Genomic DNA, 22,609 nt, shown 5'->3' with positions numbered 1-22,609 from the left:
ACGCATAATCACGTCACGGTCCGAATTTCGGCACGCCGAAATTGTTCCCGGTGAGGGGCCGTGCAGTAGTGGTGTGCCGCGAAGCGGCGGGATGGCTGCCCGGGGCCGTCGGCTCCGTGGCAACTCGGAGGACACTACACGAGGGGTCGGGCTTGTTCAAACCCGTGCCGACGCGGGTCTCGGGGGGTACTTTGGGGCGCATGACTACGCATGCGCTCGTACAGCAGTGGTGGCCCGCCTGACGGCGGCCGACCACAGTGCATGCATGACCACGGCCGCCGCTTCGGCGGCCGTTTGCGTATCTCCCTCTCGTAGCCGGCCGGTGAGGTCGGCGGTCTCGACGCGTACTGCCGGGCGCAGTGCGGGAGAGAAGGACGGACGAGATGGCGATGACGACGGGCGGGCGGACGCGGATCTTCAGCGGGGTGCAGCCGACGGGGCATCTGACGCTGGGGAACTACCTCGGGGCGGTGCGGCGGTGGGCCGAGGAGGACCAGCACCGGGCGGACGCACTGTTCTGTGTGGTGAATCTGCATGCACTGACCGTGGAGCACGATCCGGCGCGGGTACGGCGGCTCAGTCGGCAGGCGGCGACGCTGTTGTTGGCGTCGGGGCTGGATCCGGAGGTCTGCACGGTGTTCATGCAGAGCCAGGTGGATGAGCATCTGCGGCTGTCGTATCTGATGGAGTGCACGGCCTCCGACGGGGAAATGCGGCGCATGATCCAGTACAAGGAGAAAGCCGCGGCGCAGCGGGCGAAGGGCGGGGTGCGGCTGTCGTTGCTGACGTATCCGGCGCTGATGGCGGCGGACATCCTGGCGTACGGGACGCATGAGGTGCCGGTCGGGGAGGACCAGCGGCAGCATGTGGAGCTGACGCGGGATCTGGCGGTGCGGTTCAACCAGCGGTACGGGGCGACGTTCGTGGTGCCGCGGACGACGCTGCCGGCGGTGGCGGCGCGGGTGATGGATCTGCAGGAGCCGACGTCGAAGATGGGGAAGTCGCGCGCCCGGACGGCGGGGGTCGTCTATCTGCTGGACGAGCCGGAGGTGGTGCGGAAGAAGGTGCTGCGGGCGGTGACGGACGCGGAGCCGGAGGTCGCGTACGACCCGGAGCAGCGGCCGGGGGTGGCGAATCTGCTGAATGTGCTGGCCGCGTGCACCGGGGGCGATCCGCGGCGGCTGGCCGAGGGGTACGACTCGTACGGTGCGCTGAAGAAGGATGTGGCGGAGGCCGTGGTGGAGACGTTGCGGCCGGTGCGGGAGCGGCATGCGGAGCTGGCCGCCGATCCGGCGTCCGTGGATGCGGTGCTGCGGCGCGGTGCCGAGCGGGCGCGGGCGCTGGCCCGGCCGCGGGTGGATGCGGCGTTCGAGGCGGTGGGGCTGCTGCCCGCGGGGTGAGGTGCCGAGCCACCCCGGGGCGCGGTCGGCGGCCGCGCCCCGGGGTGGCCGTGCGTCAGCCGTTGCCGGAGGCCAGTTCGCGGCTGCGGTCGCGGGCGGCTTCCAGGGCGGCGATGAGGGCGGCGCGTACGCCGTGGTTCTCCAGCTCGCGGATGGCGTTGATGGTGGTGCCGGCCGGGGAGGTGACGTTCTCGCGGAGGGTGACGGGGTGTTCGCCGCTGTCGCGGAGCATCACGGCCGCGCCGATGGCGGCCTGGACGATGAGGTCGTGGGCCTTGTCGCGGGGCAGGCCGAGGAGGATGCCGGCGTCGGTCATGGCCTCGACCAGGAAGAAGAAGTAGGCGGGGCCGGAGCCGGAGAGCGCGGTGCAGGCGTCCTGCTGGGACTCCGGGACGCGGAGGGTCTTGCCGACGCCGGAGAAGATCTCCTCGGCACGGGTGAGGTGGGTGCCGGTGGCGTGGGTGCCGGCGGAGATGACGGACATCGCCTCGTCGACGAGGGCGGGGGTGTTCGTCATGACCCGGACGACGGGGGTGCCGGCGGCCAGCCGCTCCTCGAAGAAGGAGGTGGGGATGCCGGCGGCGCCGCTGATGACGAGGCGGTCGGCGGGGACGTGCGGCGCCAGCTCCGTGAGGAGGGTGCCCATGTCCTGGGGCTTGACGGTGAGGATGAGGGTGTCGGCGGCTGCGGCGGCCTCGGCGTTGCTGACCGCTTCGACGCCGTAGCGCTCGTGGAGCTGGGCGGCGCGTTCCGGGCGGCGGGCGGTCACCAGGAGGTCGGAGGGTGCCCAGCCGCCCCGGATCATTCCGCTGAGCAGGGCTTCGCCGATTTTTCCGGTGCCGAGTACTGCGACCTTCTGGGTCATCGTGCGGGGGGCCTTTCGGGTGCGCTGGGGGTTTCGGGCCATCCTCGCACCGTGCTGGGTCCGGTTCTGGGTCGGCTGCCCCGCTGTGGGGGCTGGTTCGGGGTCGGCTGCCCCGCTGTGGGGGCTGGTTCGGGGTCGGCTGCCCCGCCGTGGGGGTGCCGCGGTGCCCACCCTCCCCCAAGCTCCAAGGAGCGAGGGGACCCCCATCGCCCAGCGGCACGATTGCCCACAGCGGGCGGCGCTACCTCGTGCGGCGCCGGAGGGTCGCTGCTCCGAGGGTGAGGACGAGGAGGGCGCAGCCGGTGACGACGGCGGTGTCGTGGAGGAAGTCACCGGTGAGGTCGGGGTGGTGGACGACCTGGTTCATGCCGTCGACGGCGTAGGACATGGGGAGGGCGTCGGAGAGCGCCTCCAGGGCCGGGTGCATGGTGTCGCGCGGGGTGAACAGGCCGCAGAGCAGGAGCTGGGGCATCAGGACGGCGGGCATGAACTGGACGGCCTGGAATTCGGAGGCGGCGAAGGCCGAGACGAACAGGCCGAGGGCGGTGCCGAGGAGGGCGTCGAGGACGGCCACCAGGAGGAGCAGCCAGGGCGAGCCGGTGACGTCGAGGCCGAGGAACCAGACGGACAGGCCGGTGGCGAGGGCGGATTGCACGATGGCGAGCAAGCCGAAGGCGAGGGCGTAGCCGCCGATGAGTTCGGCCTTGCCGAGAGGCATGGCGAGCAGGCGTTCCAGGGTGCCGGAGGTGCGTTCGCGAAGGGTGGCGATGGAGGTCACCAGGAACATCGTGATCATCGGGAAGATGCCCAGGAGGGCGGCGCCGATGCCGTCGAAGGTGGCGGGGCGGTCGTCGAAGACGTAGCGCAGCAGGGCGGTCATCACGCAGGGGACGACGAGCATCAGCGCGATGGTCCGCGGGTCGTGGCGGAGCTGGCGCAGGACCCGGGCGGTGGTGGCCAGGGTGCGGGACGGGGAGAACGGCGTGGGGGCGGGGTGCGGGGCGCCGACGGTGCGGGGTGCGGTGGTCATCGCGCGGTCTCCTGGGTGGTGGTGGGGCGCGGTGGCCGGGTGGCCGCCGCGGCCTCGTCGACCAGGTGGAGGAAGGCGGCCTCGACGGTGGCGGCGCCGGTGCGCTCGCGGAGGGCGTCGGGGGTGACTCCCCCGGACTCCGCCGGGGAGGTGCCCCCGGTGAGGAGGCGGCCGTCACGCATCAGGAGCAGCCGGTGGCAGCGCTCGGCCTCGTCCATGACGTGCGAGGAGATGAGGAGGGTGGTGCCGCGGTCGGCGGCGAGGGTGTGGAAGAGCTGCCAGAGGTCGCGGCGGAGGACGGGGTCCAGCCCGACGGTGGGTTCGTCGAGGACGAGGAGTTCCGGGGCGCCGAGGAGGGCGACGGCCAGGGAGACCCGGCTGCGCTGGCCGCCGGAGAGGGTGCCGGCGAGGGCGGCGGCGTGGCGGGTGAGGTCGACGTCCTCCAGGGTGCGGGTGACGCGCTCGCGGCGCAGGGCGCGGGCGGAACGGCCGGGGTGCAGGACGGCGGCGAAGTAGTCGAGGTTCTGGCGGACCGTGAGGTCGTCGTAGACGGAGGGGTCCTGGGTGACGTAGCCGATGCGGGGGCGCAGCCGGGGGTCGCCCGCGGGGTGGCCGAGGACGTCGAGGGTGCCGGTGACCTTGGCCTGGGTGCCGGCGATGGCGCGCATCAGGGTGGATTTGCCGCAGCCGGAGGGGCCGAGCAGGCCGGTGACCTGGCCGCGGGGGACGTCGAAGGCGAGGGCGTCGAGGACGGTGCGGCCGCCTCGGACGACGGTGAGACCGCGGGCGTGGACGGCGGGGTCACCGCCATAATTCATCATGCGATGAATAGTGCGCCGGGTGGTGTCGGGCGTCAAGGGCGGGGAGCGGCCGGAACGGAACATGCGGCGCCACGGGGGCGGCCGGTCCACCGGGGTAGTGATCCGGACAGGTGTGGTGCGCAAGAGGCGCGTGAGGGGGATCTGCGCGCACCGGCGGGCGCGGTAGTGAAAGAAACCGGCCGTTCCTGGTCGATAACTCCGCGTTTACAGGGTGGTTACAAACCGACCGGCGATCCTGCATAGCCACTTGGACACAATGGGATGACCTGTCCAGGCGCGCCGGAAGGGGCGACGATGGCGAAGATCCGGGTCCACGGCTTCGGCCGGCTCCTGTTGATCGTCATGGCCGTTCTGCTGGCCTTGCCGATGGGCGCGGACGGCGTGTACGGAGAACGCGCGACGGCCACGACGGCCCTGAACGCCGCCGGCCGTACCGGCCCCCCGGGCCCCGCCCCCTCGGCGTCGGACCCCTCCGAGAACCCGGAATCCGGCGGCGACCGCTGCCCGCCGCGCCGCGACGGGCGGTCCACGGCCGCGGTGTCCGCGCCCACGCCACCGGTCAGCACCGTCTCGACCGGCGCCCCGGTACGGACCGGGAGCCGGCTGCCGCTGGCCGCCCCGCTGACCGGACGGCAGGCCGTCCCCGTGTCGAGGTCCGGTGAACTACCGGTCCACCACGGCGTGTTCCGCTGCTGAGCGCCGAGAGCTGTTCCCCAGGGCCTCCCCCGGCCCGCGCATCCGACGGATCCAGCCGTCACTTCCCTTGGCGCGCACCGCGTGGCAGTGCGCGGCAGCCGGCGATCGCCGACGCACGGACGCCCGTGCCGTGGACCGCCGGCCGGCCGCCCGTACCGCCTCGCGTCCGCTCGTGCGTATCCGTGCGTACCCGTGCGCCACCGCATCTCGCACTCGCTGGAGGCATCCCCATGCGCAGGTTCCCCCTTGCCCGACAACGCGCTTCCCGCCCCTCCATACCGTCACGTGAGGCGCTCTCGGTCTGGCGCGCCGACTTCACCGCCTCTCTGGTCGTCTTCCTCGTCGCCGTCCCGTTGTGTGTCGGGGTGGCCGTCGCCTCCGGGGTACCGGCCGAACTGGGCCTGGTCACCGGGATCGTGGGCGGGCTGCTCACCGGTTTACTGCCGGGCAGCAGCCTGCAGGTCAGCGGTCCGGCCGCCGGGCTGACCGTGCTCGTCTACGAGGCCGTGCAGGAGTACGGCCTCGGCACGCTGGGTGCGCTGGTGCTGATCGCCGGAGTGCTCCAGCTGGTCATGGGGGCGCTCCGGCTGGGGCGCTGGTTCCGGGCCATTTCGGTGGCGGTCGTCCAGGGCATGCTCGCGGGCATCGGACTGGTGCTGATCGCCGGGCAGTTGTACGCCCTGGTCGACGCCCGCGCCCCGGGCAACGGGCCGGCGAACCTGGGCGGGCTGCCCGGTCTCGCCGCGGACACCGCCGGGTCCGGCACGGCGCTGGCGGCACTGGCGGTCGGCGCCGGGACCATCGCGCTGCTGGTGCTGTGGCCGAAGTGGCGGCGGGCGGCGCGGGTGCTGCCGGCGCCGCTGGTGGCGGTGGCGCTGGCGACCGTCGTGGTGTTCGTGCTGGACCTTCCGGTGGCCCGGGTCGAGGTCTCGGGCCTGCTGGACGTCGTACAGCCGCCGGGCGGCGCGGACTTCGCGCGGCTGACGGAGGCGGGTGCGCTGGCCGGTGCGGTGGGCACGGTGCTGGCGTTCGCCCTGATCGCGTCGGCGGAGTCGCTGTTCAGCGCGGCCGCGGTGGACCGGCTGCACGACGGGCCGAAGACCGACTACGACAAGGAGCTGATGGCGCAGGGCGCGGGCAACACCGTCTGCGGGCTGCTCGGCGCGCTGCCGATGACCGCGGTGATCGTCCGCAGCTCCGCCAATGTGTTCGCCGGGGCGCGGACCAAGGCCTCCCGGGTGCTGCACGGGGTGTGGCTGCTGGTCTTCGCCGCGGCCTTCCCGGTGGCGCTGGGTGTGGTGCCGCTGGCGGCGCTGGCGGGCGTACTGGTGCATGCGGGCTGCAAGTTGATCCCGGTGAAGCAGTGGCGTCCGCTGTGGCGGGAGCACCGGGGTGAGGCCGTGGTGCTCGCCGCCACGGCGCTGGCGATCGTGGCCACCAACATGTTCGAGGGGGTGCTGCTGGGGCTGCTGATGGCGGTCGCCAAGTCGGCGTGGGAGACCTCGCACGTCCACCTGGAGATCGCCGGGCTGGACGAGCCGGCGGCGGGCCACGACGGGCCGTCCGGACCGGACCCCCGGCGCCCCGTCCGCGTACGAGCCCTCGGCAACGCCACCTTCCTCCGGCTGCCCAAGCTGCTCGACCAGTTGGAGGCGCTGCCCAAGGACCGGGAGGTCGAGCTGGACCTGACCGGGCTGCGGCATCTCGACCACGCCTGCGCGGCCGCGCTCGGGGCGTGGGAGGAACAGCGTCGCGTCCCCCGGCAGGAAGCGCCGTCCGTCGCACCGTAGGACACCGCTTTAGGACACCCGTGTGCGGAGGGCCGGTGGGCCAGCGGAAATGACCGTAAGGTCGGGACGCTGATGACCGCCGACCCCGGGAGCGCTGTGAACCGCCGGCCCCTTCGCAGATGTGGTGCGACCGCCGCCCTCTCCGTCGCCCTGCTGCTCTCCTCGTGCACCGGTGGTGTACGGGGGGCGGCGGGCAGCGGTGGAGTGGGCGACCCCCTCTTCCCGTCGCTCGGCAACGGCGGCTACCAGGTGCGCCATTACGGGCTCGACCTCGACTACGACGTCCGGAAGCGGCACCTGGACGCGACCGCCGACATCACCGCCGAGGCCCGTGCGGATCTGCGGTCCTTCCAGCTCGACCTGCAGGGCCTGCGGGTGACGGACGTACAGGTCGACGGCGAGGACGCGGGGTTCTCCCGCAAGGGCCACAAGCTCACCGTCCGGCCGCCCGAGGGCCTGCGGAAGGGCGCGGAGTTCCGTACCCGCGTCGCCTACGAAGGCACACCGGAGGAGATGAAGGACCCGGACCAGTCGACGGAGGGCTGGGTCAAGACCCGCGACGGGGCGTTCGTCTCCGGTGAGCCCGCCGGTTCCATGACGTGGTTCCCCGGCAACAACCACCCCCGGGACAAGGCCACCTACGACTTCACGGCCACCGTGCCGAAGGGCTACACCGCCGTCGCCAACGGGGAACTGCGCTCGGAGCGGACCGCCGAGGGCCACACCACCTTCCGCTGGCACAACGGCCGGCCGATGGCCAGCTATCTCGCCACGGCCACCATCGGCCGGTTCGAGGTCCACACCTCCCGGACGCCCGGCGGGCTGCCGCTGTACGTGGCGGTGGACCCGGCGGAGGCGAAGGCCAGCAAGGGGCCGCTGGCGAAGCTGCCGGAGATCACGACGTGGGAGACCAAGCTCTTCGGGCCGTATCCCTTCTCCTCCGCGGGCGCGATCGTCGACGACACCCCGAAGCGGGTCGACTGGCTCGCCCTGGAGTCCCAGACCAAGCCGGTCTACGCGGGCGCGCCGGACACCCTGACCGTGGTGCACGAGATGGCTCACCAGTGGTTCGGCGACTCGGTGACGCCGAAGACCTGGGCGGACACCTGGCTCAGCGAGAGCTTCGCGACCTACGCCGAGTGGCTGTGGACGGAGCGCAAGGGCGGCAAGACCCCGCAGGAGCAGTTCGACGCGCTCTACGACGACACCGAGGACCCGGCCCGCTGGGCCTTCCCGCCGGCCGACCCGGGCCGGGCGAAGAACGTGACCGGCACCCCCGTCTACGAGCGGGGCGCGATGTTCCTCCAGGAGCTGCGGAACGCCGTCGGCGACAAGACCTTCTTCACAATCCTGCGCGAGTGGCCCGCCGAGTACCGCTACCGCAACGCCGATACGCAGGACTTCCTCGACTTCTGCCAGGAGCAGACGGACGTGGACCTGGAGCCGCTCTTCAAGACCTGGCTGTACGAGAAGGGGAAGCCGAAGCGGGAGGACTGAGGGGGCGGGGGCGTGGTGCCCGACCAGACGTGAGGAGCGCGACGCCCGGCCCGTATCCGCCAGTTGGCGGATCTTGCTCGGAACCGGGGAGCCGGGCCGCCGTGCTCAGCCGATGCCCGGGATCAGCGGGATGACCCCCGGCCGGCGGGCCGCCAGGTGCAGGACGCGGACGGAGTTGCGGACCACCTGCTCCTTGACCGTGGCGGCCGGGCGGCCCGTCAGCACCCGTTCGCGCGGGCTGTCGTCCGCCCGTACCGACTGGATCAGGGCATCGTGCCGCCCCAGGCTCACGCACTGCACGAAGAAGCCGTACGACAGCGGGCGGGGCTCGGCGCCGCGCAGTTCGGCGGCGATCGCTCCGCCGACGTACGAGCCCGTGGGCAGCGCGGTGGCGCAGGCCATCCGCAGGGCGCCGGCCCGGGGCGTACGGGCCGCGGCCGCATCGCCCGCGGCGTAGATGTCGGGGTGGCTGACCGAACGGAGCCGCGCGTCGACCCGGAGTCGTCCGGTGACCGGGTCGGTGACCACTCCCGCGTCGTGCGCGAGACCTCCTGCGGCCCGCAGCGACCCGGCCCACAGCACGGCGTCCGCGTCGACATCGTCCGCGTCGGTGACCCGCCGGCCCTCCTCGGCGCGGACCCCCAACCGGCCGAGGACGGTACGGACATGGGCCCGGCCGCGGACCGACAGACCGCCGCCGATCTCCCCGCCGGTGAGCAGCCGGACCCGCCACTCCGGGTGCGACTCGGCGATCTCGGTGGCCATCTCGATCCCGGTCAGACCGCCGCCGACCACGGTCAGCGCACCCGGCCCGTCCAGCAGCCGCTTGTGGAGGGCGGCGGCGCTCTCCGCGGTGAAGGCCCGCTCGCCGATGCCGCGCGGGTCGGTGTGGCTGCCCAACGCGTAGACGAGCCGGTCGTAGAGGAGGGTGCGGCCGCTGTCGGTGTGCACGGCGCGGGCGTCCGGGTCGAGGGAGGTGGCGCGGGCGGCGAGGTGCTCGATGCCGGTGCCGTGCAGCATCCGGGCCCGGGAGTGGCTCACTTCGGGGCGTCCGGCGGCCAGTTCGTGCAGCCGGACGCGTTCGGTGAACCGGTCGCTGGGGTCGACCAGCGTGACCTGCGCGTACGGGGCGAGCCGAAGCGCGGCCATCGTTCCCGCGTAGCCTCCGCCGAGGACCACGGCCCTGCCCCGCGCCGTGCGGCCCCGGGAACCCCCCGGCTTGCTGACGGTCTTCATGCTGCCTCCTGAGGTCGGTCCGGGCGCCGCGGTGGGAGGGCGGCGCCACTACGGGGACGACGTGGGGTGGCGGGGTGTGACATCGGGCCGGCCGGAGGGCGCCTGTTGGCTGAGGGCATGCCCCCCGATCACAGCCGGCCGAGGTCCAGGTGGCCGAGCTTTTCCGGGTTCACGACGGCGTCCACCTCCGTGATCCGCCCGTCGTGCACGGTGAAGGCGAACACCCCCGACTGCTCGCCCGCCGGGTCGACGAAGACCAGCCCGGTGGCGTCGTTGACCTCCGCCAGCGCGACCCGCAGCCCCACCTGCCGGGCGCCGCGCGTGACCAGCCCGTGCACATAGCGGGCCACCTTCTCGCGGCCCAGAATCGGCCGGCGCGCGGCGGACACCTTGCCGCCCCCGTCCGTACGCCACACCACCTCGGGGTCGAGGACGGCCAGCAGCGCCTCGAAATCGCCGCCCATAACAGCGGAGAGGAAGGCCTCGACGGTCCGGCGGTGCTCGGCCCGGTCGACGGTCCGGCGCGGGGCCTCGGCCCGTACCCGCTTGCGGGCGCGGGAGGCCAACTGCCGCACGGAGTCCGGGGTGCGGCCGACCGCCTCGGCGATCTCCGGGAACGGGACCGCGAAGACGTCGTGGAGGATGAAGGAGGTGCGTTCGGCCGGGGTGAGCCGTTCCATGACGGTCAGCAGCGCCATCCCGACGGACTCGTCGAGGGTGACCCGGTCCTCGGGGCCGCCGGGTCCCCCGGGGACCGCGCCGCCCAGGGGCAGCGGCCCGCCGGTGCCGTTGAGCAGCGGCTCCGGCAGCCAGGGACCGACATACGTCTCGCGGCGGGCGCGGGCCGAGCCCAGCAGGTCGTAGCAGATGCGGCTCACGACGGTGGTGAGATAGCCGCGCGGACTGTCCACCAACTGCCCACCGGGCAACGCCTGCCACCGCAGCCAGGCCTCCTGCACCGCGTCGTCGGCGTCGGCGACCGTGCCCATGATCCGGTAGGCGATGGCCCACAACCGGCCACGCTCCTCCTCGAACTGCGCAAGCCGGTCACCGGCGGGCGCGGCTGTCCCCGTGCCCGTTCCTGCCCCTGTCTCCGTGCCTGTTTCTGTCTCCGTGCCCGCTTCCGCTCCCGTGTCCGCCGCGGTGCCCGTCTCCTGCTCCGTCATCGTCCGTTCCTCTGCTGTCCGTTCCTGCCGTCACGGGACTTCGCCGCACGTACGGCACGGGGCCGAGCCGGCCCCGCACCCTGAGGACGGCGCGGACGGCCGGAGTGTGACGGTCAGGTCGAGTGCGTAGGCCTCCTCCACGAGGCGAGCGCGCCGCCGGGGCGCAGCACCCTCAGCGCCGCTTCTTCGGCCTCGGCTTCCGCGCGGCCGGATTGCCGGTGCGGCTGCTGCGGCGACGCTCGTGGCGCTCGCAAGCCGCGGCGTACTCCGCGCGGCGCAGCCTCTCCCCAGGCGCCTCGACAAGGCTGCGGCAGAAATACGCGAGCAGCGAGCCGATGAAACCGATGAACATCAGGCTCTGCGCGGACCGGTCGGCCGCGCTCTCGGCGGCCGGGTCGGGGCGGCGGACGAAGCCGTCCCAGGTACGGCGGAACGCCAGGGCGCTGCAGATGGCGAAGCCGGCGACGACGAGGATGCCGACGAACGGGCCGACATCGGCGATCTCCAGGCCCTGGAACGCGAAGCGCAGCACGGCCGCACCGGCCGCGGCCAGCACGAGCGAACCCACCGCGGCCCCGGCCCGGCGCAGCCCGTAGCCACGGTCGTGGTGGAGCCAGGTCGTGCCGAAGAACCGAATCGGCTCCGGTTCGGGACCGCCGGACGAGGAACCACCGGACACGGCACGGCCGGACCCGGCGCCACCGGAGACGGCGCCGCCGGACTCCGGGCCCGCCGACGACCGCTGCTCATCGCTCATGGCATCGATTATCCCCGGCGGGCCCCGTCGCCCGGCGATCCGCGACGCCGAGGCATCGGCGGCGCCCCGCCCCGCGCCCCCGCAGCCTCAGTTCACGCAGCGCGGCGCGACCCTCCCGCTGCTGCCGGTGTGGACGTACGTGTCGGAGATGTACTGACCGGACGCGATGTTGTCCCAGATGTCCGAGGTGCCGTACGGGCCGCTGACCTTCTCGCCGTACTGCTGGCAGCGGATCTGGACGGTGGCACCCTCGGCGAGCTGCCGGACGACCGGGTAGTCGGTGCCGGGCCCCCGGCGGACCTTGACGCGGTAGCCGGGCGCGACCGGATACGTGAGACCGCCCGCCGCGGCGGCGAGCGTCTGCCCCTCGGCCGCTTCCGCGGCGCCCTGATGGTCCTGTGCAGTCATTTCGCATTCCCCCGTTGACGATGGTGACGATGGTGGTGGTGTCGATGGTGCCGAAGAGGCTCATGGAGCGAGCCCGCTCGCGAGTGGCTCCACGCGCCCTGCGCGGAACGGCTCATGGAGCAACACGTGCAACCGCCCGGCGCGGTTCCACGACGCGCACGCCGGTAAGCCTCGTTCACCTCGTACGCGCCATCGACTAGGCTCCGCGCGTCGCACTTGCGACCGAATGGCACGGGTAATGACACGGGGGTGGAACCATGCCATCGCTGCGCGATTCCGGCATCGGACCGGAAGCGGAGCATCCGGAATACGCCGGCCAATACCGCCTGGAGGCGCGGCTCGGTTCCGGAGGCATGGGCGTGGTCCATCTGGCGCGCTCGCCCTCCGGGCTGGTGCTCGCGGTGAAGGTCATCCATGCCGAATTCGCCCAGGACCCCGAGTTCCGCGGACGGTTCCGGCAGGAGGTGGCAGCCGCGCGGCGGGTCAGCGGGGCCTTCACGGCTCCCGTGGTGGACGCCGATCCGGATGCCGAACGCCCCTGGATGGCGACCCTCCACATTCCCGGCCCGACGCTCTCCGACCATGTGAAGCGGAAGGGTCCGCTGGCGGTCGACGAGGTGCGGCGGCTGGCGTCGGGGCTCGCCGAGGCGCTGCGTGACATCCATCGCGCCGGGGTGGTGCACCGCGATCTGAAGCCCGGAAATGTGCTGCTGGCCGCGGACGGGCCGAAAGTCATCGACTTCGGCATCTCGCGGCCGTCCGACAGCGAAATGCGTACCGAGACCGGCAAGTTGATCGGTACGCCGCCCTTCATGGCGCCCGAACAGTTCCAGCGGCCGCGGGAGGTGGGCCCGGCGGCGGATGTCTTCGCGCTGGGGTCGGTGCTGGTGCACGCCGCCACCGGACGCGGCCCGTTCGACTCGGAGAGTCCGTATCTCGTCGCGTACCAGGTGGTGCACGACGAGGCCGATCTGGCGGGCGTCCCCCCGGAGTTGGTGCCCCTGGTCGAAAGCTGCCTGGCGAAGGACCCGGCGGACCGGCCGACTCCGGACGCCCTGATGAAGCTGCTGCGGACGGACGGGGCAGCGACGGGTGGTCTCCTCGGCGACGTGATCCCCGAAGGCACGGCCCCCCTGGGCATGACCCTCGGCGACGTGACCGGTGAAGGTGGGGCGCCTGAAGGTACGACCACCGGAGGCATGGCGCCTGAAGGCATGGCCCCCGAAGGCCTGCTGCCCGACGAGGTACCGCCCCCGGCGCGCATCCCGGAGCAGCGGCATGCGGGACCGAAAGCGCACTCCCCCCATTCCCGCCGCCACGACCGCCACCGCTGGCCCCTCTGGGCCGCGCTCGCCCTCGTTGTCACCGGAGCCGGTACGTACGCGGGCGTCCAGGCGCTCTCCGCCGGCGGCACCGGCCGGGACCCCGCCCTCCAGACCCACCCGTCACACGACGGCGGCGCCGGCTTCCGCCCGTGGCACACCACCATCGTCAAACGCCCCAAGGGCCACGAAGCCGAACTCCCGCACTGCACCACCGGTTCCGGCGCCGTCTTCTGCGGCCAGCCCGGCGTCCTGGCCGCCCGGCTCGACGCGGACTCCGGCCGGGTGGCCTGGCGGAGCAAGGACCCCACCGGCATCGGAAAACAGGCGGCCAAGAAAGCCGTGTCCCGCACCGCACCGGTGCTCTCCGGCGGGCTGCTGTACGTCTTCTCCAACGACGGCAGCCGCCTGCTGGCCCTCGACCCGTCGCCGGGCGGCCGGGGCGCCACCCGCTGGACCAAGGACGTCTCCGGGTACGAGGGCGGGGCCAAGGTCATCGGCGACCGCATCCTGCTGAGCGCGGCCGACGGCACGGTCACCGCGCTGGACAGCACGACCCACCGGCAGCGCTGGCAGAAGCGGTTCCCGGGTCATCAGCTGCCGCTCTTCACGTCGTTCGGCGGTTTCGGCGACCGGGACACCGCCTACGCGGCCGAGCCCACCCCCGACGGGAACGGCACCCAGGTCACCGCCATCGACCCGGTCGACGGCACGGTCCGCTGGGCCCGCCGCCTGCCCGGAATCCTCACCCCGGCCGGCTCCGGTGCGTCGGGAGCGCTGTATTTGACCGTCACCGACCCGAAGCTCTCCTTCCGCACCACCGCCGTCATCCGCTACGACCCGGCCACCGGGCACAGCCGCCGCCTCAAGCTCACCGCGCCCCTGGACGGCGCCTCCGCAGTGGTGCACGGCGATTCGGTCTACCTCCTGGCCGAGGGCGGCGCCCTCCAGGCCGTCGGCCGGCGGACCTGGGACACCGAGACCTCGGTCAGCCGCGGCTCGGCGCCGGCGGTGAGCGGCGGCCGCCTCTACTTCACCGCGGCGGACGGCCGCCTCCTCGCCGTCGACACCAGGTCGGGCGAACTGCTGGGCCAGACCCCGCCCCGGATGAACGGCCGCCACAACGGCTTCGTGGAGACGCTCCCGGCCCCGCGTACGGACGGCCCCCGCGGCCGGATCTACGCGGCGGCACCGGACGGCACGGTCTTCTCGGCGGCGACGAAGGACCCGGCCGGCTGGTGACGCGTCGGCCCGCCGCCCGTATGGCAGCGGCAGGAACAGGCCTCGCGCCGCACCCCGGGCACGGCGACGGCCCCGGGACCGGGCTCGGCGACGCCCTTGTCGCACGCCGGATGCCTGCCGACATGACACGCCGGCGAGACGTACGGGACGGACCCGCTCACCGGCCCGCCCGCTTCAGTACGTCGATGAGCTTGCGCGTCGTCGCCACGTTGCAGCGCCCCAACTCGACCAGGACACGGCTCTGTTCGTAGCCGTACGTCACGGGGTCGACGCTCAGTGACGGCAACACGATGCCGCTTCGCGCGAGCACTTCGGCCAGCTCGCCACACGCCACTTCGGCCTCGGCCATCCCGTCGGCCGCCGCCTGCCGTTCCCTCGCCATAAGTTGCCCGCTCCTGTCTGCCGTTTCGCTGCGTGAGACCCCGGAGCGCCACTACTGTGCGTGTTCCGGCCCTTACGAGAATGGACCGCAAAAAGGGCGTGAATACCCCTTGCGGGATGTATTTCGCCCCCACGCACCGTAAGTTCCACACCTTCCACGGAGGAGGTCGCCATGCCCCCGAGGCGCGCGGTAACCGGTCGCAGTCAGGAGCCCCGCCAGCGCTACGTAGAAGAGCTGCGATTACTACGGGCCCAGAAAGGCGACACCCTCCGCCAGCTCGGCGACGCGCTGGGGTGGGACTGGTCACTGTTCGGGAAGATGGAGAGCGGCCAGACGATCGGCGGCCCCGAGGTCGCCGAGGCCCTGGACCAGCACTACGGCACCGCTGGACTGCTGCTGACGCTATGGGAGTTGGCGGCCGGTGATCCTACGCAGTTCCGCGAGCGGTACCGGCGGTACATGAAGCTCGAAGCGGAAGCGTTGAGCATGTGGCACTACGGGGTCAGCACCATCCACGGGCTGCTCCAGACGCCTAGTTACGCACATGACCTTCTTACAGAGGGCGGCATTAAGGGCGAGGAGCTGACGCGACAGATCGAAGCGCGGATGGGTCGCCAGCGTCTACTGGAGGGACACGACGCCCCGCCCTTTCGTACGATCCTTTCCGAGGCTGTTCTGCGCACGCCCCTCAAAGACGCCGTCGAGTGGCGGAAGCAGCTTGAGCAGCTGGTTCAGGCAGCTGAGCGACCGAACATCACACTCCACGTACTGCCCTTCAATTCCGGCCTTCACGGCCTGGACAGCACCACCGTGATGTTTCTCCGGCTGCCGGACGGACGCACTGTTGCCTACACAGAGAATGCGCATCATGGCGAACTCATCGAGGAAACAACTTCTGTTGAGCGTCTGCAACGCGCGTACGATGCGATGCGTGACCTGGCGTTGAGCCCGGCCGAATCGCGGAAGTTCGTCATGCGGATGTTGGAGGAAGTGCCGTGCGAGCCATCGACCTGAGCAACGTCACCTGGCGCAAGAGCAGCTACAGCAACTCGGACGGCGGCGCCTGCATCGAGGTCTCAGACGCCCTCCCAGCCCTCGTCCCCGTACGCGACAGCAAGAACCCCCACGGCCCGGCCCTCACCTTCGAGGCCGCCGCCTGGTCGTCCTTCGTCACCGCCGTGAAATCCGGCACACTCCACGGCGCCTGAGGCCGCCAGGCCCCGCGCCGCACAGACCGGCCCCCGTCGCTCGCCCGCGACGGGGGCCGTTGCAGGCTCTTCACGCGTCGCGTCGGGTGATCCGGGAGGTCACGAGGGCCAGCGCGACGAGTGTGCAGACCGCGAACCAGCCGAGTCCCGCCAGTGGCGCCAGGCGCGTGTCGGAGGGGACCACGTGGAGGATCTGCTGCCCCGCCTCGGTGGGCCACCACTTGAGCAGCAGGTCACCGAGGGAGCCGAGGGCATGGAACATGAGAGGGAGGATGAACGTCAGGCCGACGCAGGCGGTGATCGCGCCTGCGGAGGCGCGCAGCACCAGGCCCACGATGAGCGCGAAGACTCCGAGTACGCCCAGGTAGCAGCCGCCGCCGACCACGGCGCGCAGCACGGACCCGTCGGACAGCTCGGGACGGGGGACCCCCGCGCCCAGCGACGCGGTCCCGGCGGTGTGGGTGGCGAAGGAGATCAGCAGCCCGGTCACCAGGGAGACGCCGCCGACCACCAGGGCTTTGGCCGCCAGCAACCGGGGCCGCTTCGGTACCGCGGTGAGCGTGCTGCGGATCGAGCCGGTGCCGTACTCGGAGGTGGCGGCCAGGGCACCGAAAAGGCAGATCGCCAGCTGACCGATCGGAAGTCCTACGAAGATCTCCCGAAGGACGGAATCCTCCTCCCCCTCCGCACTGCTGCCCGCGAACGCCCCGATGCTGATCGTGATGACGGCGGCGGCGAACAGCGTCCACCAGGTGGAGCGGACCGTACTGACCTTGATCCACTCGAAGGCGACCGCATCGATGAACCGCGCCCTCCGGCCTTCCGTGCCGTCACTCCCTGAGGCGGCAGCGGCGTTGTCTGTCATGGTCGTCGCCCTCATCACGCGGCCTCTCCGCTGTGCGTCACCCGGTATTCGACGGCGTCCGCGGTCAGTTCCATGAAGGCCTCTTGCAGCGAGACCCGCTGCGGCGCCAGCTCGTGCAGCCACAGCCCGTTTCGCCCGGCCAGATCACCGATCCGCTGCGCGTCCATGCCCCGTACGAGCATCGCGTCCGGCGCCGGACGGCCGGGGGCGGCGTCGACCGTGGCGCCCTCGTGCCGCAGCAGACGCACGAGGTGTGCCGCGTGCGGGCTGCGGACCACGGTGCCGTTGTGGGAACTGCGGGCGAGGAACTCCGCCATGGAGCTGTCCGCCGCCAGCCGCCCGCGGCCGATCACGATGAGGTGGTCCGCGGTGTCCTGCATCTCGCTCATCAGATGCGACGACACCAGGACCGTGCGGCCGTCGTCCGCCATGGACCGCATGAACTCCCGCACCCACTGGATGCCTTCGGGGTCCAGCCCGTTGACCGGCTCGTCGAGGATGAGGATCTGGGGGTCTCCCAGCAGTGCGGCCGCGATTCCCAGGCGCTGGCTCATGCCGAGGGAGAAGCCGCCGGCGCGCCTGCGGGCGGCGGAGGTCAGGCCGACCATGGCGAGTGCTTCGTCGACCCGCTTACCCGGTATGTGGTGGGAGGCGGCGATCCCGCGCAGGTGGTTGCGCGCGGTGCGGCCGCTGTGGAACGCCTTGGCGTCCAGCATCGCACCGACGGTGTGCAGCGGGGTGGGGAGTGCGCGGTACGGCCGGCCGCACACGGTCGCGGTGCCCGAAGTCGGCCGGTCCAGGCCGACGATCATGCGCAGTGTGGTGGATTTTCCGGCCCCGTTCGGCCCGAGAAAGCCGGTGACCACACCGGGTCGAACAGTGAACGTGAGGTTGTCGACGGCGGTCTTGTCGCCGTAGCGCTTGGACAGTCCCCGTACTTCGATCATGGTGTTCCTCAGGACGGAAGGGTGGATTCCGGAGTGCAGGTGCACCACGCTAGGGCGCGTAACAGCGGGTTTCCGTCACTCCCGCGGCCGGTAATCGGCCGTGGCCATGAGCTCGGGGTCTGATGCGGGGTGCGACCTGAGGCGTATCCGGCCGCAAGGACTCCGATGCGGCGTCAGGTCTGGTGGGACGCGCCATCGGAGCAGTGCACGGATGGGAGATCGCTCCCCCGCGCGGTCGAGCGGGGCCGGTCTCTGTTACGTGCTCATATCCTGACCACGGAGACGGTCATACCCATCCATGAGCATGTGGGCCCTCGGGCCGTTTCCCCAGCGCCCCGACCGCCGCTGACCGCCCTGCCCGCGGAGGCACGTACATGAAGCTCAACTTGCACCGTCTGTGGGTCTTCGAGCAGGTCGTGGCGTGCGGGGGGTTCTCCGCCGCGGCGCGGAAGCTCTATATGAGCCAGCCCTCGGTCTCCCAGCATGTGCACAAGCTGGAAGTCTCGTTGGGCACCACCCTCCTCGACCGGACCGGTCCGCGTCTGCGGCTGACGACACAGGGCGAGGTACTCCTCCGGTACGCCCAGCAGATCTCGTCGCTCGCGCAAGATGTCACCGCCGCCATCGACCAGGCATCCGATGCCCCTTCGGGGCGCCTCGTCGTGGGCAGCACGAGCGCCTACGCCGGTCATCTGCTGCTGCCGGTGTTCGGCCGGTTCGCCGAGTTCTTCCCTGCTGTCGAGCGCCGGCTGCGGACCGGCAACACCACCGAAGTTCTGCGGCAGTTGACGGAAGGCGAGGTGCGTCTGGCCGTCCTGCCCGGTGACCGGGCAGGAGCGCCGCCGCAGCACCGCGTGGAGCCGCTCCTGGAGGAGCAGCTCGTCCTTGTCGCCCACCCGGGACATCCGCTGGCCGGGCGCGCGGTGACCCCGTCCGACCTCGCGCAGCAGCGCTTCCTGTTCCGGGAAGAGGGCTCTGCGACCCGCAGGGCCCAGGATGACGCCCTGGTTCTCTGGGGGCGGGCGCCCTCGCGGTGCCCTGGGGTGGCGGGGAACGACACGCTCAAGCAGGCGGTGATCGCCGGTCTCGGGATCGCCGTGATGCCGCAGCGCTGCGTTGCCCGGGAACTACGGGACGGGCACCTGGCGTTGCTCAGGCCCGACCCCGGGCTGCCCGCCTGCACCATCGTGCTGGCCACCGCCCGCGAGACCTCGCTCTCGCTGGCCGAGCAGGAATTCGCCCGCCTGCTCCGCACGGTGACGGACTCCGGCGAGCTGCCGGCAGCGGCCCCCGTGGGCCGGGCCGGCAGGTCGTAGCCACAGCGGAAAACGGTGCCGGCGGCCGCATCTCGCGACCGCCGGCACCGTACCGCTGGGTCCTGCCGTCACTGCTGAGTCCTGCTGGGTCCTGCTGGGTCCTGCTGTGTGCGCCCGCCTCAGCCGAGCGAGTCCACGTCCCGCACCGCGCCCTTGTCCGCGCTCGTCGCCATCGCCGCGTAGGCGCGCAGGGCCGCCGAGACCTTGCGCTCGCGCTGCTTGGGGGCGTAGACGCCACCGAGGGCCGCGCGGCGGGTTGCCAGCTCCTCGTCGCTCACCAGGAGTTCGATGGAGCGGTGGGGGATGTCGATGCGGATGCGGTCGCCGTCCTCGACGAGGGCGATGGTGCCGCCGGAGGCTGCCTCGGGGGAGGCGTGGCCGATGGAGAGGCCGGAGGTGCCGCCGGAGAAGCGGCCGTCGGTGACCAGGGCGCAGGCCTTGCCCAGGCCGCGGCCCTTGAGGAAGGACGTCGGGTAGAGCATCTCCTGCATGCCGGGGCCGCCCTTGGGGCCCTCGTAACGGATGACGACGACGTCGCCTTCCTTGATCTGCTTGGTGAGGATCTTGTCGACCGCTTCTTCCTGGGACTCGCAGACCACGGCGGGGCCTTCGAAGGTCCAGATGGACTCGTCGACGCCGGCGGTCTTCACGACGCAGCCGTCCTCGGCCAGGTTGCCCTTGAGGACCGCCAGGCCGCCGTCCTTGGAGTAGGCGTGCTCGACGGAGCGGATGCAGCCGCCCTCGGCGTCCACGTCCAGCGACGCCCAGCGCTCGGACTGGGAGAACGCGGTCGCCGAGCGCTTGCAGCCGGGGGCCGCGTGCCACAGCTCGACGGCTTCCTCGGACGGGGAGCCGCCGCGCACGTCCCAGGTCTTGAGATGGTCGACCAGCGAGGCGGAGTGGACGGAGTGCACGTCCTCGTTGAGCAGGCCGCCGCGGTGCAGTTCGCCGAGGATGGCGGGGATGCCGCCGGCGCGGTGCACGTCCTCCATGTAGTACGTGCCGCCGGGGGCGACGTTCGGGGCGACCTTGGCCAGGCAGGGGACGCGGCGGGAGACCTCGTCGATGTTCTTGAGGTCGTAGTCCAGCTCGGCCTCCTGGGCGGCGGCGAGCAGGTGGAGGATGGTGTTGGTGGAGCCGCCCATGGCGATGTCGAGGGCCATGGCGTTCTCGAAGGCGGCGTGGGTGGCGATGTTGCGCGGCAGGACGGACTCGTCGCCGTCCTCGTAGTAGCGCTTGGTGATCTCCACGACCGTGCGGCCGGCGTTCTCGTAGAGGGCCTTGCGGGCGGTGTGGGTGGCGAGCACCGAGCCGTTGCCGGGCAGCGAGAGGCCGATGGCCTCGGTGAGGCAGTTCATCGAGTTGGCGGTGAACATGCCGGAACAGGAGCCGCAGGTCGGGCAGGCGTTCTCCTCGATGCGGAGGACGTCCTCGTCGGAGACGCTGTCGTTGACCGAGTCGACGATGGCGTTGATCAGGTCGAGCTTGCGGACCGTGCCGTCGACCAGGGTGGCCTGGCCGGCCTCCATGGGGCCGCCGGAGACGAAGACCACGGGGATGTTGAGGCGCATCGCGGCCATCAGCATGCCGGGGGTGATCTTGTCGCAGTTGGAGATGCAGATCAGCGCGTCGGCGCAGTGGGCCTCGACCATGTACTCGACCGAGTCCGCGATCAGGTCGCGGGAGGGGAGGGAGTACAGCATGCCGCCGTGGCCCATGGCGATGCCGTCGTCGACGGCGATGGTGTTGAACTCGCGGGGGACGGCGCCGGCCTCGCGGATGGCGTCGGAGACGATCCGGCCGACGGGGGCGAGGTGGGTGTGGCCGGGGACGAACTCGGTGAAGGAGTTGGCGACCGCGACGATCGGCTTGCCGATGTCCTCGCTCGCTACGCCCGAGGCCCGCATAAGGGCGCGGGCGCCCGCCATGTTGCGGCCATGGGTCACGGTGCGGGACCTCAGCTCAGGCACGATGGTCACTCCCTCGGTTCGGACGTGCGACCGCCGGCCGAGGTAGGTGGGCCTGCCACCTACCTGGTGGCGTCATAGAGCAGCTGAACCCGAGATTACGCTCTTGATCCAAGATCCGGACAGTGACTCCGCGATGTGAGACACATGACCGGAGTGTGGACGGCGGGCGGGGCCCGCGGAACCGGCTCAGCCCCGGCTCAGGCCCCGGTCAGATACCGCTGGAGGGTCGGCGCGACCATGGCGATGATCTCCTCCGGGTCGGCGGAGGCGACCGGGTCCATCTTGATCACATAGCGCAGCACGGCGATCCCGATGAGGTGCCCGGCGGCCAGCTGGACCCGGAACTCCGGGTCGGGGACGTCGAGTTCACCCGCGACCCGCTGGAGCATCCGGCGCTCGATGAGGCCGCGCAGCACCGCCGCGGCGGTGTCGTTGGTCAGCGCCGAGCGCATGATCGCCAGCAGCGCGGGGCGGCTGACCGGGTTCTCCCAGATGCCGAACATGAAGCGGGCCATCCGCTCGCCCACGTCCGCGCCGCCGCCCGCGAGCGCGTCCGGCATGGTCAGCGCGGGCGCGACGGTCAGCTCGATGGCCGCCGCGAACACCTGCTCCTTGGTGCCGAAGTAGTGGTGGACCAGCGCCGCGTCCACCCCGGCCGCCTTGGCGATACCGCGGATGGAGGTCTTGTCGTAGCCGCGCGCGGCGAACTCCGTACGGGCCGCGGCCAGGATGCGCTCCCGGGCGCCGGGGCCGGCCCCGTCGGCGGCGCGGGCCGGGCGGCCCCGGCGGCGGGCCGGTGCGGGCCGCTCGCCGGGCCCGGAGGACGCGTCGTCCCGGCCACCGGTCACGAGCCGCGGACCCGGGTCGGCGAGGCGAGGTGCAGCCGGGTGAAGGCCAGCGCCTCGGCCAGGTCGGCTTCGCGTTCGGCGGCGGACATCGCCCGGCGGGTGTTGACCTCGACGACCACATGGCCGTCGAAGCCGCTCGCGGCCAGCCGCTCCAGAACGGCGGCGCAGGGCTGGCTGCCGCGCCCCGGCACCAGATGCTCGTCCTTGGCGGAGCCGTTGCCGTCGGCGAGGTGGACGTGCGCCAGCCGGTCGCCCATCCGCCCCACCATCTCCAGCGCGTCGTTGCGCGCGGTGGCGGTGTGCGACAGATCGACCGTGAAGTGGCGGTAGTCGTCGTTGGTGGGGTCCCAGTCGGGGGCGTACGCGAGCATCTCGCGGTCCCGGTAGCGCCACGGGTACATGTTCTCGACGGCGAACTTCACGTCCGTCTCGTGCGCCATCCGCCACACCCCGCGGACGAACTCCCGCGCGTAGCTGCGCTGCCAGCGGAACGGCGGGTGCACGACGACCGTGGAGGCGCCCAGCTTCTCCGCGGCGTTACGGGCCCGCTGGAGCTTGACCCACGGGTCGGTGGACCAGACCCGCTGGGTGATCAGCAGACACGGGGCGTGGACGGCCAGCACCGGCACCCCGTGGTAGTCCGACAGCCGGCGCAGCGCGTCGATGTCCTGGCTGACCGGATCGGTCCACACCATGACCTCGACGCCGTCGTAGCCGAGGCGCGCGGCGATCTCGAAGGCCGTCGCCGTCGACTCCGGATACACCGAAGCCGTGGACAGCGCGACCTTCGCATCCGGGATGCGCACCACTGGCTCTGTCACGAAGGACAGCGTACGGGCCGGG

21 protein-coding genes are annotated in these 22,609 nt (G+C 72.0%); 8 read left to right on the top strand and 13 right to left on the bottom strand.

What is annotated here, in order from left to right:
• Positions 1–383 precede the first annotated feature (383 nt).
• Positions 384–1,400 (top strand): tryptophan--tRNA ligase, encoded by a 1,017-nt coding sequence (trpS, locus tag ACFW5B_RS14095; RefSeq protein WP_386438264.1) that lies wholly within the window; start codon positions 384–386, stop codon positions 1,398–1,400.
• 55 nt (positions 1,401–1,455) lie between these two features.
• Here the strand turns inward: trpS and proC are convergent, their stop codons facing one another.
• From proC to ACFW5B_RS14080, 3 genes are all read right to left on the bottom strand, one after another.
• On the bottom strand, positions 1,456–2,265 hold the full coding sequence (proC, locus tag ACFW5B_RS14090; RefSeq protein WP_386438261.1) for a pyrroline-5-carboxylate reductase: 810 nt from the start codon (positions 2,263–2,265) through the stop codon (positions 1,456–1,458).
• Positions 2,266–2,506: 241 nt separating this feature from the next.
• The gene (locus ACFW5B_RS14085) at positions 2,507–3,295 is read right to left on the bottom strand and encodes an ABC transporter permease (RefSeq protein WP_386438258.1); all 789 of its coding nucleotides are present in this window, start codon (positions 3,293–3,295) and stop codon (positions 2,507–2,509) included.
• On the bottom strand, positions 3,292–4,116 hold the full coding sequence (locus ACFW5B_RS14080; RefSeq protein WP_386438255.1) for an ABC transporter ATP-binding protein: 825 nt from the start codon (positions 4,114–4,116) through the stop codon (positions 3,292–3,294). Before ACFW5B_RS14080 ends, ACFW5B_RS14085 begins: the two co-directional genes overlap by 4 nt.
• Before the next feature lie 294 nt (positions 4,117–4,410).
• On the opposite strand from ACFW5B_RS14080, the gene ACFW5B_RS14075 reads away from it, so the two are divergent.
• The 3 genes from ACFW5B_RS14075 to ACFW5B_RS14065 all read left to right on the top strand — a co-directional run bounded on the left by ACFW5B_RS14075 (position 4,411) and on the right by ACFW5B_RS14065 (position 8,099).
• A complete protein-coding gene (locus ACFW5B_RS14075; RefSeq protein ID WP_386438253.1) occupies positions 4,411–4,812 on the top strand; it encodes a hypothetical protein in 402 nt (133 codons plus the stop codon).
• Positions 4,813–5,042: 230 nt separating this feature from the next.
• Positions 5,043–6,602, top strand: a complete 1,560-nt coding sequence (locus ACFW5B_RS14070) for a SulP family inorganic anion transporter (RefSeq protein ID WP_386438250.1) — start codon at positions 5,043–5,045, stop codon at positions 6,600–6,602.
• Between the two features lie 72 nt (positions 6,603–6,674).
• The gene (locus tag ACFW5B_RS14065; protein ID WP_386438247.1) at positions 6,675–8,099 is read left to right on the top strand and encodes a M1 family metallopeptidase; all 1,425 of its coding nucleotides are present in this window, start codon (positions 6,675–6,677) and stop codon (positions 8,097–8,099) included.
• A gap of 105 nt (positions 8,100–8,204) precedes the next feature.
• On the opposite strand, the gene ACFW5B_RS14060 is transcribed toward ACFW5B_RS14065, so the two are convergent.
• The 4 genes from ACFW5B_RS14060 to ACFW5B_RS14045 all read right to left on the bottom strand — a co-directional run bounded on the left by ACFW5B_RS14060 (position 8,205) and on the right by ACFW5B_RS14045 (position 11,666).
• The gene (locus ACFW5B_RS14060; protein WP_386438244.1) at positions 8,205–9,335 is read right to left on the bottom strand and encodes an NAD(P)/FAD-dependent oxidoreductase; all 1,131 of its coding nucleotides are present in this window, start codon (positions 9,333–9,335) and stop codon (positions 8,205–8,207) included.
• Between the two features lie 128 nt (positions 9,336–9,463).
• Positions 9,464–10,501 (bottom strand): RNA polymerase sigma factor SigJ, encoded by a 1,038-nt coding sequence (gene sigJ / locus ACFW5B_RS14055; protein WP_386438241.1) that lies wholly within the window; start codon positions 10,499–10,501, stop codon positions 9,464–9,466.
• 172 nt (positions 10,502–10,673) lie between these two features.
• Entirely contained in the window at positions 10,674–11,258 is a 585-nt protein-coding gene (locus ACFW5B_RS14050; RefSeq protein WP_386438238.1) for a hypothetical protein, read from the bottom strand.
• An 87-nt stretch (positions 11,259–11,345) separates the two neighbouring features.
• Positions 11,346–11,666, bottom strand: a complete 321-nt coding sequence (locus ACFW5B_RS14045) for a peptidase (RefSeq protein WP_386438235.1) — start codon at positions 11,664–11,666, stop codon at positions 11,346–11,348.
• Positions 11,667–11,923: 257 nt separating this feature from the next.
• Between ACFW5B_RS14045 and ACFW5B_RS14040 the strand changes: the two genes are divergently transcribed.
• Entirely contained in the window at positions 11,924–14,230 is a 2,307-nt protein-coding gene (locus ACFW5B_RS14040; protein WP_386438233.1) for a PQQ-binding-like beta-propeller repeat protein, read from the top strand.
• A gap of 157 nt (positions 14,231–14,387) precedes the next feature.
• Here ACFW5B_RS14040 and ACFW5B_RS14035 read toward each other — a convergent pair whose 3' ends face one another.
• Complete coding sequence (locus ACFW5B_RS14035; protein WP_386438230.1) at positions 14,388–14,612, bottom strand: hypothetical protein; 225 nt, start codon at positions 14,610–14,612, stop codon at positions 14,388–14,390.
• A 171-nt stretch (positions 14,613–14,783) separates the two neighbouring features.
• Between ACFW5B_RS14035 and ACFW5B_RS14030 the strand changes: the two genes are divergently transcribed.
• Both ACFW5B_RS14030 and ACFW5B_RS14025 read left to right on the top strand, forming a co-directional pair.
• Entirely contained in the window at positions 14,784–15,626 is an 843-nt protein-coding gene (locus tag ACFW5B_RS14030) for a helix-turn-helix domain-containing protein (protein WP_386438228.1), read from the top strand.
• Positions 15,608–15,820 (top strand): DUF397 domain-containing protein, encoded by a 213-nt coding sequence (locus ACFW5B_RS14025; RefSeq protein WP_386438225.1) that lies wholly within the window; start codon positions 15,608–15,610, stop codon positions 15,818–15,820. The genes ACFW5B_RS14030 and ACFW5B_RS14025 overlap by 19 nt, the downstream gene beginning before the upstream one ends.
• Before the next feature lie 70 nt (positions 15,821–15,890).
• Here the strand turns inward: ACFW5B_RS14025 and ACFW5B_RS14020 are convergent, their stop codons facing one another.
• The gene (locus ACFW5B_RS14020) at positions 15,891–16,685 is read right to left on the bottom strand and encodes an ABC transporter permease (RefSeq protein WP_386438222.1); all 795 of its coding nucleotides are present in this window, start codon (positions 16,683–16,685) and stop codon (positions 15,891–15,893) included.
• A gap of 14 nt (positions 16,686–16,699) precedes the next feature.
• Positions 16,700–17,632 carry an ABC transporter ATP-binding protein gene (locus ACFW5B_RS14015; protein ID WP_386438217.1) on the bottom strand — a complete coding sequence of 311 codons (933 nt, stop codon included), beginning with the start codon at positions 17,630–17,632 and terminating at the stop codon, positions 16,700–16,702.
• A 374-nt stretch (positions 17,633–18,006) separates the two neighbouring features.
• Here ACFW5B_RS14015 and ACFW5B_RS14010 point away from each other — a divergent pair, with 374 nt between their 5' ends.
• Positions 18,007–18,948 (top strand): LysR family transcriptional regulator, encoded by a 942-nt coding sequence (locus ACFW5B_RS14010; protein ID WP_386438214.1) that lies wholly within the window; start codon positions 18,007–18,009, stop codon positions 18,946–18,948.
• 119 nt (positions 18,949–19,067) lie between these two features.
• Here the strand turns inward: ACFW5B_RS14010 and ilvD are convergent, their stop codons facing one another.
• The 3 genes from ilvD to ACFW5B_RS13995 all read right to left on the bottom strand — a co-directional run bounded on the left by ilvD (position 19,068) and on the right by ACFW5B_RS13995 (position 22,587).
• A complete protein-coding gene (gene ilvD / locus ACFW5B_RS14005) occupies positions 19,068–20,918 on the bottom strand; it encodes a dihydroxy-acid dehydratase (protein ID WP_386438212.1) in 1,851 nt (616 codons plus the stop codon).
• A gap of 197 nt (positions 20,919–21,115) precedes the next feature.
• Complete coding sequence (locus tag ACFW5B_RS14000) at positions 21,116–21,766, bottom strand: TetR family transcriptional regulator (RefSeq protein ID WP_386438209.1); 651 nt, start codon at positions 21,764–21,766, stop codon at positions 21,116–21,118.
• Positions 21,763–22,587, bottom strand: coding sequence for a sugar phosphate isomerase/epimerase family protein (locus tag ACFW5B_RS13995; protein WP_386438206.1), 825 nt, complete (start codon positions 22,585–22,587; stop codon positions 21,763–21,765). Before ACFW5B_RS13995 ends, ACFW5B_RS14000 begins: the two co-directional genes overlap by 4 nt.
• Between the last annotated feature and the right edge of the window lie 22 nt (positions 22,588–22,609).

This window comes from Streptomyces sp. NPDC058773 (assembly GCF_042746015.1).
GTDB lineage: Bacteria > Actinomycetota > Actinomycetes > Streptomycetales > Streptomycetaceae > Streptomyces.
Note: the sequence above shows the minus strand (reverse complement) of the source record. Positions and strands in the feature narration are given on the sequence as shown.